We start from the raw sequence: 255 nt of genomic DNA on the forward strand, positions 1-255 counted from the left end.
TCGTTTCACTGCTGAGTTCGGGATGGGATCAGGTGGTTCCAACGCTCTATGGTCGTCAAGAAATTCGGGTACTGACTCGTGACCAGATGGCCTCGCTTCAGCAAATTGGGTATGTGACAGCTTTCGGCGTTTGTGAACATCGAACTTTCGGTTCGTTTCGTCTTCACACACCGCAATCTGGTCTCTTCGACGCAAATTGCTTGGGTGTTATATGGTCAAGCCTCACGGGCAATTAGTATTGGTTAGCTCAACGCC

General features: G+C 49.8%; 1 rRNA gene. It reads right to left on the reverse strand.

Annotation, left to right across the window (positions count from 1 at the left end):
* Window positions 1–60: ribosomal RNA gene (rrf, locus tag AC0ZWN_RS28915) — 5S ribosomal RNA — on the reverse strand; the annotation flags it as partial.
* Window positions 61–255 lie beyond the last annotated feature (195 nt).

Source organism: Pseudomonas sp. 3B-A001-10F (assembly GCF_056313565.1).